Origin of the sequence: Neobacillus drentensis (assembly GCF_036962765.1) — a bacterium.
GTDB classification, from domain to species: Bacteria; Bacillota; Bacilli; order Bacillales; family Cytobacillaceae; genus Neobacillus; species Neobacillus drentensis_C.
Genome location: NZ_JBALOS010000093.1, coordinates 3,630 through 16,562, shown reverse-complemented (window position 1 = coordinate 16,562; position 12,933 = coordinate 3,630). Strand labels below are relative to the sequence as shown.

Here is a 12,933-nt window from a genome sequence, read left to right as displayed (position 1 = left end):
ATTTACAATCATAACTCTCGTGTTTTATTGTGTCAATTTTCATTTTATTAAAAATAGATAAAATTTTCCCTCTCTTTTCGACAAAATTCAACCATTTCATGATAAAAAATAAGAGGGCTACAATTTGCAGCCCTCTTATTCATTTCATTCTTTAAGCTTCTTTAGCAGGTTTAATTGGTTCTTTTACAATAAACCAATAGAAGAAGGCAGCAAACCCAGCAATGACCCCGCCAGAAATAAATGCTAAGGAATAAGAACCTGTTGTATCTAAAATAATACCAGTTACTAATGGTGCAAATGCCCCGCCAAAGTAACCGCCGAAGTTTTGGATTGCACCGACAGATCCAACCATCGCTGGAGGTGCTACGTCACCAGATAATGCCCAAGCGCTGCCAGTAATCGCTGAAACAACACACAGTGCTAACGTCATTAAGGTAATCGTGATCGCTAATCCATGAACAAATGGTAGAAGGATGACAAATGCAGCTGCTAGTAGTGCACTGACCGCAATCAGACCACGTTTCGCGTTAATCGGAGAGCAAATCTTCTTATCCGCTAACACCTTTGTGATGTAACCGCCGCCTAAGTTACCGACAATCCCACCAAGATAAGGAATGGCCGCATAAATGCCTAGTTCTTTAAAGGTAATATTTTGTGTGTTTAATAGATATAAAGGCAAGAATGTAAGGAAAATATTCCAGATCCAAATCGTACAGAAGAAGCCACCGATCATCCCCCAAACGCTTCTATACTTAAATAGCTCTCTCCATTTAATATTGGTCGATTCAACAGTATCGGTGCTTGCGCCGCCTTCAGCCTTAATATAGTCATATTCTTCTTTGGAAAGCAGCTTACTTTGATCCGGTGTTTTGTAGAACTTCATAAATAAAAGGATAAAGACAATACCAATAGCACCAGTAATGAAGAAAAGTGCACGCCAGCCAAACGCTACTTGAATCGCAACGAGGATAGGAGGAGCAATGGCTGGACCAACTTTTGAGGATGCATCCCAAAACCCTGTTGCTAGTCCTCGTTCACTCTTAGGGAACCATTGAGAAGTAATCTTAGCATTAGAAGGCATACACGGTGCTTCTCCGACCCCAAGCAAGAATCTCGCTCCAACTAAGGTGAGCATCTTGTTACAGGCACCTGTTAAAGCGGTTGCAATACTCCACCACAGAACTGCAATCGAATAAATTCGCTTCGCCCCGAATTTATCAATCAACCAGCCGGAAGGAAGCTGCATGCAAGCATACGTCCAGGAAAAAATAGTACCTAAAAGTCCAATATGCGTCATATTTAAATCCAATTCCTTAATCATCGCCGGAGCTGCAATCGAGAGGTTTGTTCGGTCCAGGTAGTTTATGATCCCCCCGATTAATAGCCAAATAACGACGGTCCAACGGAAATTCTTTTTCGTTTTCGCTGCCTTAGCTGGAAAATCCGTCTGAAGCGCTTGTTCTGTTTTCATGTTATTCCTCCTACACCTAATTTTTTATTATTTTTAAAAAAATTCTCAGATAGCGCTTTCACGGATGCTAAAAAAATCTATCCCGATCTTATGTAGGAAGAAAAGGATAGTTTGCTGAAACTTTTAGCTTGCCACGGACAACGTAGGAGCTTATTTACTTCCGACTAGGTTCATCGCACTTTCTAGTGCAGCTCTAATCGTTCTCTCATTTGCAAAATAATCATTCTTGTCTCTACCTTGTACCTCAACTGCTACAGGTAAGCCTTTTTCAGACTGGATGCCAAACTCATCGGCTTTTTGCAAAATACGAGACATCTTTTCGATTGTTAAAAAGCCTGGTTCGCCGATTGGCATATGGTTATCACCATATAAAGGACTCACTGGCTCTAAGACCACATTCGCAAAATGCAGACGGTCCATCGTTGATTTCACTAATTCTAATGAGGTAAAAATATCTTCACCGTTAAGTGCCACATGTGCTGTATCAAAGACGAGACCAACATTCGAATATTTTTCCTTCACCTTCGAAATGATTGGAACGGCTTCACTTGTGAGACCTAATACTCGCTTTTTATGCACTTCGCGATCCATCGCTTCAATTGATACATGCATATGAAATGTAGCTGCTTCCTCACAGACTTCACAAAGACTTTCATAAAATGCTTCAAGTCCTTGCTTCCGTAAATGAGCACCTGGATCAGGACCAGGAACAAACGCAACGGTAGAAACCCCACACTCTGCTGCTAGATATAAGCTTTCTTTCATCTGTCTAACCGTTTTTTTTCTTAACCTAGCATCGATTGCAGAAACATTTAAATCTGTTTTATAGGTTAGGAATGTTAACCACTGTAAGATCGATAAGTTATTTTGTTCTTTTGCTTGTAAAATTCTTTTTCGATCCTCTTGATCATACCCATCCCCGATTTCAAATGAGCGGTAAAAACCTTGGGACCCCAAATTTTCTACTACACTCGCAGCGAAACCCTTTTCATCTTTTACCGGGAAAAACACTTCAGTGACGAGCAGCGATGGTATGATTCGGTTACTCATTAAATTCTTACTCCGTTAATAATAGGCTTTAATTTTTCATCTACATATTTACTAATATCATAGATACATTGATCAGCATTTGTTTTCGTTTCTTCTGTTTCTTCTTCGACCATAATCCAGCCATCATAGCCAAAATCAACTAACGACTGAACAATGGCAGGGAAATCAATATCACCTGTACCCATCTTTTTCCACTCAAAGTTGTTCGAGCAATCTTTAAAATGAACATGTTTGATAATTGGTAAGTACTTTTTAACCACTTCGACTGGATCCATTTCACCTGCTGCAATGTGGCCAACATCAGGTGTATAAGCTACATATCTTGTATCTAATTCTTCAAATAGAAGATTATAATCGCTTTCCGTTCTAAAATAAGAAGTTGCTGGAGAATGTGGATGGAATACCGCAACGACGCCGTTTTCAACAGCACGTTTACTAACGGCATTCACGCAACTAATAATCTCTCGTTGTCTTTTTAATAGATTGTCGCGATTTGGACCAACTCGTGCAGGTAGATTTAGTTTTGCATTTGGGAAGTGTTTTAAATAGTTAATATAATAATCAGCCCGTTGTTTCTCTTCCTCGGATTCTGTGTCACTTTCCCAGCTGAATGGTAAGGTGATGGCTGCCAACTCAAGATCCAGACTATCAAGTTTCTCTTTTAGTTTCTCAGGCGCTTCATTATATTTCCCCAATAAAGCATACTGAACGTCAATCCCCTTGAACCCAGCTTTCTTAACCGTATCGATCATATGATCTAAGCAGTCCACTTTTTCATCATAATCGAGTACCCATGTTGATCCGTGACAACCAAACTTAATCGTCATTTGCGATTTCCCCCTTTTTAAAATTGAACTACTTGTAGCTGCGGAATTTTACAATCCTTAGCAAACGCTCGCAAAAATCATTTAGCAAACAAGTTGTTTCTCTATTTAGAATATTATCATTTGTTTTTGTTTTGTCAATTGTTTTTCCGTTAATTTATTTTATTTGAAAACAAACGAAAGAAAAAAACTATAAACAGAGTAATAATTCAACTATTTAACTATTTTTTACGTTTTATTCATATAATACTCCTATTACACTCAAAATAAGCAGTCACAGAAACCAATCATTTACTTTCGTTATTTTTCGTTTTTGGAGAAAAACATTGACATAAACGAAAACAAATGAAAGAATATGGATAATCAAATTAATTGGAGTGATAATTGTGAAAATTGGAATTGGTTCTGATCACAATGCTTTTCAAATGAAAGAAGAAGTAAAATTATATATTACTAGCTTAGGGCATGAAGTGGTCGATTATGGCTGTTATTCCGAGGATGAATTCGATTATCCTGCCGTGGCTTTTAATGTCGCTACTGACATAACAGCCCTCAAACTAGATCGCGGGATTCTCTTATGCGGAACAGGGATCGGTATGTCGATAGCAGCCAATAAAGTGCCAGGGATTCGTTCGGCCCAATGCCATGATGTTTTTTCAGCAGAACGCGCTCAGCTTAGCAACAACGCCCAAATCATGACCATCGGAGCAAAGGTTATTGGAGAAGAGCTAGCCAAAAAGGTAGTCGCAGCCTATCTAAGCGTTTCCTTCCAAGGCGGTAATTCCGCCAGAAAAATTGATCAAATCATGGAGAAAGAAAAGGAATATCTACTTAACGGTTCATGCTGTTAATCTAGTTCCAATAGACGGATTAGCCAATAAGAGGAGGAAAACACCATGCAAACAAAAAGTCAGTCCTGTTCTCTCGGTTTAGTGATGGATTTTCTTGCAGTCTCACAACAAGCAGCGATTGCCGCTTATCCATGGATCGGCAAGAGGGATAAAATCGTGGCTGATGGGGCTGGCACGAATGCGATGCGGAACCGCATGAACCTAATTGATATGCAAGGATGTATTGTCATCGGTGAAGGTGAAATGGATGAAGCCCCAATGCTATACATTAATGAAAAGCTCGGAACCGGAAATGGTCCTCTTGTTGATATCGCTGTCGACCCTGTCGAAGGAACAACACTCATGTCGAAGGGTCAAGAAAATTCACTTGCTGTTATTGCTGTTGCTGAGCGAGGAAGCCTATTACATGCCCCAGATATGTACATGAAAAAGATAGCAGTCGGCCCAAAAGCAAAAGGGTATATCAATATAGAATTACCATTAACGGAAAACATGAAAGCTGTAGCATTCGCACTTGGAAAAGAAGTTAAGGAGTTAACGGTCATGATGCAGGATCGGCCGCGTCATCAAGAGTTAATGAATGAGGTGCTTTCCGCTGGTGCCCGTTTGAAGTTGTTTTCCGATGTTGATATTACTGGCGCAATTGGAACTGCTATCGAAGAAATTGATGTGGATATTTTAGTCGGAACGGGTGGTGCCCCAGAAGGAGTCATTGCCGCCACTGCGTTAAAATGCCTCGGAGGTGACTTCCAAGCAAAACTCATTCCCCAAGATGAGGCTGAATGGAATCGTTGTATTCATATGGGGATAGGAGATCCTGAAAAGCCGTTAACTTTAGATGAGATTGTCAAAACAGATGACTGTTTCTTCGTCGCAACCGGTATCACCGATGGAATGCTGTTAAATGGAGTAAAGAAAAAAGAAAATGGGACGATGCTTACCCACTCTTTCATTACCATTGGCGGAGAAATGAAAAATTCACAATATATCGATGCAACTTTTTATTCATAACCAACAAAGTTTTAACTGCCACTTCCCATAATGCTCCCCAACTTTTTGTTGAACTTCTTTGAAAAAACCATATTGGAAATTAAGACCTAAGCCGTATAGATAATTACGACCGCGGATGATATTTACTAGCCTATTATCTTGGTAAACTAATCAAGCAGGGATATTCTAAAACAATCCCAAGATCATAGGGGGTACATCTGTGAAAAAGCTAGGGCCAGCGGGGATGAAATGGTTAAAGATCATTCATATTATATTAGTTGCTTTATTTTTTGGCGGAATTATGAGTTCCGTTGCGTTAAATTTCGGGGTTAAGTTAGCAACCTATGATGAGACGTTTGAAACCTATAAAAAGATTGTTGTCATTAGTGACCAAATCATTAGAACAGGAGCTGTGGGAACGTTACTTGTTGGTTTCGTGTATGGATTGTTTACCAATTGGGGGTTTTTCAAGCATCGCTGGGTTACAGTGAAATGGATCCTTTTTGTTGGCCAAACGATTGTGGGAATTTTTATTGTCGACAAATTAATGTTAGCAAATTTGGCTATCTTGGAGACAGAAAAAGCTATGGCATTAGTTAATCCAGAATTTATCCAAAACCAAACCATCAGGCAATATGCCATTATCTTTCAAGTTGTCATAACGATTTTCATCTTCTGCATCTCAGTATTTAAGCCTTGGAAAAGGAAGAATCTAGTCTCGAAACCTACTAATTAAGGTAGATAGGCAACCTCTTATAGTTAATCCGATATAAAAACAAGGGATACTGGTTTTTAACAGTATCCCTTGTTTTATCTAATCGATATTTTTTCTTTTGATTTTCGCGGGATAATTGATGGTTTGCTGCTACGAGGGATTTGAGGCTGATTTCGCACTCTCAGAAAAAATACAAATTTGTTAAATTTTAATGTATTGTAGATATAAAGAAGATTCTTTGGATTTAACTTTAAGGGGGAATAGACTTGATTAGAAAGCTTACAGACCAAGATCATCATCAGGTTCTCGCATTTTTAAGTGAGGAACCATCTATTAATCTATTTATCATTGGGGATATTGAGGCCTTCGGGTATTCTTCAGAGTCACAAGAACTTTGGGCCGAGTTTGATGAACAGGACACGATTAAAGCTGTCCTCCTTCGGTTCCATCAATCTTTTATTCCCTATGCAAAAGGCGAATTCGATACGAGCGGTTTTATATTGATTATGAAATGCTACAGCCAGCCGATTCTCCTATCCGGAAAATCAGATATCGTAGCGAAATTTGAAGCTTATGATGAGTTACAGCTTGGAAAGAAGCAAGTGACTTATTTTGCTGAATGCCGTAACGATGAATGCCTGTCTCCCGACGATGTCGTATATAAAAAGGCAAGTATCGAGGATGTCGATCAAATCATAGAACTCCGCAATTCAATTGAGGAATTTCATGTTAGAAGTGATGCCCGCGACGTATTGGTACAGTCAATGGAGGCTAATACATCAAGAACCTATTTTACAGAGGATAATGGTGTCATGACTGCTTGTGTTTCAACCGCAGCGGAAAATTCAATGTCGGCAATGATTGTAGGAGTCTGCACTAAGAAGGAGTACCGCCGGCAAGGACTCGCCTCATCTATTATGCAAAAGGTCGTTCAAGATGTCTTAAATGAAGGAAAAACTCTTTGCCTGTTTTATGATAACCCAGAAGCTGGCAGAATATATAAGCGACTTGGCTTTAAGGATATTGGAATGTGGACTATGCATCGTTGATTTTTCTAAAACAGCGGGACCACTAAGTTTTAATTATGAATGCAATAAAGCGCATCCCCAATGGCGAACAGTGGCAGTTACTGTTCGCTTTCTTAAAGGAATGGCGCTCCCGCAAAATTAATGGTTCATTCTATTATTTGGTTAATCCATTATCTGAAACAGAATCTTTGCAATATCACTGTTTTCCATTCTGCCGCTAAACAAATGACTATTTTGCCCATAAGCATAAATGGGAACATCCTCACCTGTGTGTCCTTTTGTTGTCCACCCCGTACTGGAATAGTGGTTGATGATATTAATTAGGGCCTGTCCTGTATCCTCTTCTTCCATTTCTAACGTTAATTGAATGATTTTCAAGTCCTCTTCATGAAGCGGAAAGGGGATGTGCTGCTTTAAGGTTGTCATTTCTTTTGTTTCATGCAACCGTCTGGCAATGACAGACGGTGTTGAGGTAATCGATTTAATAACAGCCGGATTCCATTTATAGTTACCATTTCGATCAATGCTCATTCCGCCAGTCGAGTGATCAGCTGTAGCCACAACAATCGTATCCTCTCGAATGAGAGCGAACTGAATTGCTGCTTTAAACGCTGCTTCAAAGTCTTTAACCTCACTCATTGCCCCTACGATATCATTGTCATGCCCTGCCCAATCAATTTGACTTCCTTCTACTAAAAGAAAAAAACCCTTTGGATTCTGCTTTAAGCGTTGAAGGGCGGCTTTCGTCATTTGGGATAGTGAAGGAACAGTTGGCCCTCGGTCAATCTTTTTCGGCAATTCAATCGGTGCAAATAAGCCTATCACCTGCTCATTTTTATTCGTGACAAGCTCTTGAAAATTGGTTATATAACCAAAATGATTTTGAACAAACTCTTCTATTAAATTTCGGTCATTTCGTATGAAATAAGAAGTTCCTCCCCCGAGCATCACATCTATCTTATGTTTCCCGTTGATACGTTCGTCCAGATAATCATCAGCAATTTGATCATACTGTTCTCTAGATTCCATATGGGCGGCAAACGCTGCCAGGGTAGCGTGATTAATCTGACTTGTTCCTACGAGTCCAGTAGATTTGCCGCGAAATTTAGCTAATTCTAAAATAGTTGGAACAGCCTGTTTATCAATGTTTAGGCCAAGGGCACCATTATAAGTTTTATAACCCGTCGATAAAGCCGTCCCTGCTGCTGCAGAATCTGTGATATTACTTTCTCTATCTAAAGAATAGGTAGATTGGGAACCTACAAAGCATTGGTCAAATATTGTGGGGTTCATTAATCCTTTTTGAGAATCATGGTTGAAGTAGCGTAGACCAGTTGTATAGGAAAAACCCATGCCATCGCCGATTAGTAAGATTACATTTTTTACCTTCTTCGTTACGTTATATTTCATAAGAGGATGGAATGAATTCAGTTTATTATATTGTTGCTCGACATTGGAATTTAACAATGCATACAACACCTTTCTTTTTAACGGACTAATCATATTTGCAACCATTTCCTATCCCATTCCCTTTTATAACATAAAAAAGGGCTGTCTAATCAGGTAATACAGTAGTTTTACAAAAACTCTAAAAATTCTTAATAATCGCCTTGCGCTTTTTTACTATACAAAATCTTTACATTTTTTTAACAGTACCTCTAGAAGTATAGGACTCTAAATCTAATACAATGAAAGGAGAATGTATTTTTGGAGGGAGTAGATGAGGATGACGTTTATGTATCGAATGTATCCCCATTACGGATGTTCAGAATTGGTCAGAGAGGGAATGTTATGAGGATCGCCATTTTCACTGATACGTACGATCCAGATATCAATGGTGTTGCTCGCACGCTTAAACATTTTATTCATTACTTGGATAATCAAAACATCTCCTACAAAGTCTTTGCACCTGATTCGATTTCAAAGGAATATGCTTCTTCCCACGTTCGTCGCATTAAAAGTCTCTCTTTTTTCTTATATCCTGAGTGTCGCCTGGCTTTTCCCAATCTTTCTCGTATTAAATCCGAATTAGAAGAATTCTCCCCAGACATCATCCATGTCGCTACACCATTTAACATGGGACTTTGTGGTGTTTACCTTGCAAAAAAACTAACTATTCCATTAGTCGGCTCCTATCACACGGATTTTGACCAATACTTGCAATTTTATGACCTTCAATTTTTTTCAAAAATCCTTTGGAAATATATGAATTGGTTCCATAAACCCTTTAAAAAATTATTTGTTCCTTCTAATGAAACGTTATCTCAACTTAAATGCCATGGATTTACCAATTTAGAAGTTTGGCCAGGTGGAGTCGACTGCCAGCTTTTTCATCCTTTTTATGAAAAACAAGCTATTCGAGAGGAATGGGGGATATCCAAAAAATACCTCCTAACCTTTGTAGGCAGGTTAGCACCAGAAAAGGATGTAAAGACACTTCTAGCTGTGGCAAACGCACTGCCCGCTGAGATCAACGAGCAAGTTCAATGGTTTGTGATCGGAGACGGACCACAAAGAGAAGAATTGCAACTCGAAGCACCTGCATCCATGACCTTTACAGGATACTTAACAGGAGGACAATTAGCAGAAATCTACTCCGCATCAGACTTATTTATTTTCCCATCTCCTACTGAAACGTTTGGAAATGTTGTGATTGAAGCACTTGCAAGTGGTATACCCGCTATTACCGCCGATTCCGGAGGCGTAAAAAATATTAATAAGGCAGGGATGACAGGTTTTTTGTGTGAAACGGGCAATGTAACGGAGTTTGTGAACGCTATCTTGAAACTATTAGAAAATGAAAGCCTGCGAATGCAAATGGGGATAGAAGGAAGGAATTATGCCCTTACACAAAGTTGGGATAAAATCTTTGCCCATTTACTTATGAATTATCGAGCCGTTATCGAAGAACCAAAGAAACAAAAATATGCATGATTGATTGTCCGATTTTTCACCAATTTATTATAGGGAAGGAGTAGTGATTGCGTGGATACTTTTTCGCATATTATCATAGGGTTAGGCATTGGTGCTCTTGCTCAAATCGATCCTGCCGTATCATCTAATCAGACTCTTTCACAGGCGGTCATATTAGGTGCGGTTATTGGCTCAAATGCACCTGATTTTGACTTCCTCTATCGATTGAAAGGAAAGGGCAGCTATTTTCGAAATCACAGAGGCCTATCACATTCACTTCCTCTTCTTCCTTTATGGGGCATCCTGGTTTCAAGCTTGATATATCCATTCTTCTTCGGATTACCCTTTTTTCATCTATTTTTATGGACGTTTTTAGCAGTGATTCTTCATGTCCTTTTTGATTTATTCAATGTCCATGGAACACAAATCCTGCTTCCTTTTTCTCGAAAATGGATCGCCTTTGACGCAATCCCATTATTGGATCCTTACATTTTGATACTCCATTTTCTAGGATTTGCTTTACTCTTATTCTACCAGGCAGGGATCACCTTTTTAATCATTTATGTTTTCATATTTTTGTATCTTACAGTTCGAACTCTGTCCGCACTCAAAACAAAAAAGTATCTACAGCAACATTTTATTAACGCAGACGGTGTAAAACTAATCCCCCGTACCGCTCCTTTTAAATGGGATATTATTATTGAGACGGGTGAGGATTTCTTATTTGGCGTTTATTTTAATAATAGTCTCTATATAGAACATATTCTTGCCAAAAAAATCGACTTTCCGGAATTAGTTTCGGATAGTACAACAGACCAGACTGTTTCAGACTTTCTTGCCGGTACAACGTTCGCTTATCCTTTTGTTGATGTGAGAAAAAACGGCTATTTGGTTTTTTGGAAAGATCTTCGTTTTCGAACTAAAAAATTTTTCCCTTCCCTTGCTATCATGTTTATTTCCACTGATTTTAAAAGCAAGAATAGTTATATAGGAAAGGTACGCTCGTTAAAACAATACAAAAAAGTGTTACGAAGCTTAACAAATAACCATTCCTCTATCAAATAAAGGAAAATACTTACTTCAATATCAAACTAAACTGTTTAACTATTATCTATTTAACATTGAATGCGAAAAGACAGAGAGCATTTCGCCCTCTGTCTTTCATTATAGTAAAGTAGGGTGTCAGACCTCACTATTCTTCACAAAGTTGGTCACATTCCGGTTACAAATTTTTTAATTTTTACTAAATAGTGGTTTTATTATAGCCTAAAGAACATTCTTTAAATTATTATTAACTTACTAATGTTTTATTTTCACAAACCTAGAGGTGGCAAAACGATGAGTGAAGAAGAACCATACTATATAATTCAATCAAAGAAAATGTGCAAATATAGCGGCATGGATCCAGATGTGATCGCCAAACCAAAAAGATTTATGACAAAAATTGAACTAGATTTGAAAAGAAGGGCTTATTGTGAAATTTTATCTGTTGTCAGTTATTTCTCAACTAAACTATTGGATTCTTTACAAGGAACGCCGATTTTGATCTGCGTCTCGGACTCAAACGGATACTTATTAGATATGGTTGGTGACGATACCATCAAATCTACGGTAGAAAAATTCGGGATTACATTGGGCAGCCTTTTTTCACAAGAAGATACGGGAACAAATGTCATTAGCTTAGCCCTACAGCAAGGACACCCGGTCCAATTAATAGGCAAAGACCATTATCATAAGTTCCTTTATGAGATCGCTTGTTACGGCGCACCGTTTCATTATAGAGATGATAATAATATGCTGGGCAGTGTTTCGATCATGATGCCAGTCTATTTTCAGAATCCGTTATTATTAACGATGTTATCTCAAGTAGTAGATTCTATTGAGAGAGAACTGCTGCTAAGAAAACAAAATAGGAAACTTAATATTTTGAATCAAATCATGATAAGCAGATCAAAAAATGGAATCGTCATAACGGATGAAAAAGGGATGATCCACGAGTTTAATGATTTTGCTGAGCAAATTTTCAACGCTAGGAGAAGTGATGAGATCGGGAAGACTATCTATCACTCACGATTGATTGGAGATTATTTTAAACGGGTAATTGAGGATGAAAAGAGACTAGAGAATGTCGAACTTAAAATTACAAATAAAAATGGGAACTTAATTGTATGTCTATTTGACGCCCAGCCAATCTATGAAGATGAAAAAGTGGTTGGTGCATTTGGTCAATTCAGAGATATAACCGACAGGTATTTAGTTGATGAAAAAATGAAAGAGTCAGAAAAACAAGCCCTGGCCGGTCAAATTGCAGCAGGAATCGCTCATGAAATTAGAAATCCATTAACTACCGTAAGAGGATATTTACAATTTCTAGCAAGTGATGTTGATGATAATATCTCACACATCTTTTCTAGTTTGTTAATACCAGAAATCGATCGTGCAAATAACATTATCTCTGATTTTTTAAGGATCACCAAGCCTTCAGATAATGAGTTTAAAGTGATCCAAATTCAGAAGTTTTTACTGGATTACCTCGGGGGATTCCTAAAAAGTGAATCATTACTACACAATGTAGATTTGTATATCGATATTCACCCGGACACAAAACAACTTTCTATCCTATGTAACCGAGCAGAATTATTGCAGGTCTTTATTAATTTATATCAGAATTCGCTGCAGGCGAAGGGGAATCATCCATTAAAAATTAACCTAAACACACGGTTAGTTAACAGTGATGTTCATTTTATCTTCCGAGATAACGGAAGAGGGATTGACTCTTCTATCCTGACGCATATTTTTGATCCGTTCTTTTCGACTAAAGACACTGGAACTGGTCTGGGATTATCTGTATCTCGAAAGATTGTGGAAAATCATCGAGGAACGATCCTTGCCAGCAGTCATGAAAATGGCACAGAATTTACGATTGTGCTCCCCCTTTACCAACCTAATTACAGTTAGACAAGTAAACAAAAGAGACAATTCTTTTATCCTGATATGTCCCTTTTGTTTTTTTATTAAGGCTATTTTCGCATTGGTTGTTGTTTTTCGTATAAGTTTATCAACCCGTTTAACTACATGCTTCGTGACATCT

At 38.3% G+C, this 12,933-nt stretch carries 11 protein-coding genes; 7 read left to right on the top strand and 4 right to left on the bottom strand.

Features of this window, described 5'->3' with window-relative positions:
- Nucleotides 1-151: 151 nt before the first annotated feature.
- The 3 genes from V7137_RS13170 to V7137_RS13160 form a co-directional block, all read right to left on the bottom strand.
- Nucleotides 152-1,471: an MFS transporter gene (locus V7137_RS13170; protein WP_335698509.1), complete on the bottom strand. Its 1,320-nt coding sequence runs from the start codon at nt 1,469-1,471 to the stop codon at nt 152-154.
- A gap of 150 nt (nt 1,472-1,621) precedes the next feature.
- Nucleotides 1,622-2,521 (bottom strand): sugar phosphate isomerase/epimerase family protein, encoded by a 900-nt coding sequence (locus V7137_RS13165; RefSeq protein ID WP_335698508.1) that lies wholly within the window; start codon nt 2,519-2,521, stop codon nt 1,622-1,624.
- Nucleotides 2,521-3,348, bottom strand: a complete 828-nt coding sequence (locus V7137_RS13160; RefSeq protein ID WP_335698507.1) for a sugar phosphate isomerase/epimerase family protein — start codon at nt 3,346-3,348, stop codon at nt 2,521-2,523. Before V7137_RS13160 ends, V7137_RS13165 begins: the two co-directional genes overlap by 1 nt.
- Nucleotides 3,349-3,731: 383 nt before the next feature.
- On the opposite strand from V7137_RS13160, the gene rpiB reads away from it, so the two are divergent.
- The 4 genes from rpiB (at nt 3,732) to V7137_RS13140 (ending at nt 6,950) form a co-directional block, all read left to right on the top strand.
- Nucleotides 3,732-4,196, top strand: coding sequence for a ribose 5-phosphate isomerase B (gene rpiB, locus V7137_RS13155; RefSeq protein ID WP_335698506.1), 465 nt, complete (start codon nt 3,732-3,734; stop codon nt 4,194-4,196).
- Between the two features lie 45 nt (nt 4,197-4,241).
- Complete coding sequence (gene glpX / locus V7137_RS13150) at nt 4,242-5,207, top strand: class II fructose-bisphosphatase (RefSeq protein ID WP_335698505.1); 966 nt, start codon at nt 4,242-4,244, stop codon at nt 5,205-5,207.
- 199 nt (nt 5,208-5,406) lie between these two features.
- Nucleotides 5,407-5,922: a DUF2269 family protein gene (locus tag V7137_RS13145; RefSeq protein WP_335698504.1), complete on the top strand. Its 516-nt coding sequence runs from the start codon at nt 5,407-5,409 to the stop codon at nt 5,920-5,922.
- A gap of 245 nt (nt 5,923-6,167) precedes the next feature.
- Nucleotides 6,168-6,950 carry a GNAT family N-acetyltransferase gene (locus V7137_RS13140; protein ID WP_335698503.1) on the top strand — a complete coding sequence of 261 codons (783 nt, stop codon included), beginning with the start codon at nt 6,168-6,170 and terminating at the stop codon, nt 6,948-6,950.
- A gap of 141 nt (nt 6,951-7,091) precedes the next feature.
- On the opposite strand, the gene V7137_RS13135 is transcribed toward V7137_RS13140, so the two are convergent.
- Complete coding sequence (locus V7137_RS13135; protein ID WP_335698502.1) at nt 7,092-8,444, bottom strand: alkaline phosphatase; 1,353 nt, start codon at nt 8,442-8,444, stop codon at nt 7,092-7,094.
- A gap of 276 nt (nt 8,445-8,720) precedes the next feature.
- Between V7137_RS13135 and V7137_RS13130 the strand changes: the two genes are divergently transcribed.
- From V7137_RS13130 to V7137_RS13120, 3 genes are all read left to right on the top strand, one after another.
- Nucleotides 8,721-9,863, top strand: coding sequence for a glycosyltransferase family 4 protein (locus V7137_RS13130; protein ID WP_335698519.1), 1,143 nt, complete (start codon nt 8,721-8,723; stop codon nt 9,861-9,863).
- A gap of 51 nt (nt 9,864-9,914) precedes the next feature.
- The gene (locus tag V7137_RS13125; protein ID WP_335698501.1) at nt 9,915-10,907 is read left to right on the top strand and encodes a metal-dependent hydrolase; all 993 of its coding nucleotides are present in this window, start codon (nt 9,915-9,917) and stop codon (nt 10,905-10,907) included.
- Nucleotides 10,908-11,180: 273 nt separating this feature from the next.
- On the top strand, nt 11,181-12,800 hold the full coding sequence (locus V7137_RS13120) for an ATP-binding protein (RefSeq protein WP_335698500.1): 1,620 nt from the start codon (nt 11,181-11,183) through the stop codon (nt 12,798-12,800).
- Nucleotides 12,801-12,933 lie beyond the last annotated feature (133 nt).

What these genes read in the sequence shown, in the direction of transcription:
- V7137_RS13120 (WP_335698500.1), top strand. Translation starts at nt 11,181, where the DNA reads ATGAGTGAAGAAGAACCATACTATATAATTCAATCAAAGAAAATGTGC.
- V7137_RS13165 (WP_335698508.1), bottom strand. Translation starts at nt 2,521, where the DNA reads ATGAGTAACCGAATCATACCATCGCTGCTCGTCACTGAAGTGTTTTTC.
- V7137_RS13170 (WP_335698509.1), bottom strand. Translation starts at nt 1,471, where the DNA reads ATGAAAACAGAACAAGCGCTTCAGACGGATTTTCCAGCTAAGGCAGCG.
- V7137_RS13135 (WP_335698502.1), bottom strand. Translation starts at nt 8,444, where the DNA reads ATGGTTGCAAATATGATTAGTCCGTTAAAAAGAAAGGTGTTGTATGCA.
- V7137_RS13130 (WP_335698519.1), top strand. Translation starts at nt 8,721, where the DNA reads ATGAGGATCGCCATTTTCACTGATACGTACGATCCAGATATCAATGGT.
- glpX (WP_335698505.1), top strand. Translation starts at nt 4,242, where the DNA reads ATGCAAACAAAAAGTCAGTCCTGTTCTCTCGGTTTAGTGATGGATTTT.
- V7137_RS13160 (WP_335698507.1), bottom strand. Translation starts at nt 3,348, where the DNA reads ATGACGATTAAGTTTGGTTGTCACGGATCAACATGGGTACTCGATTAT.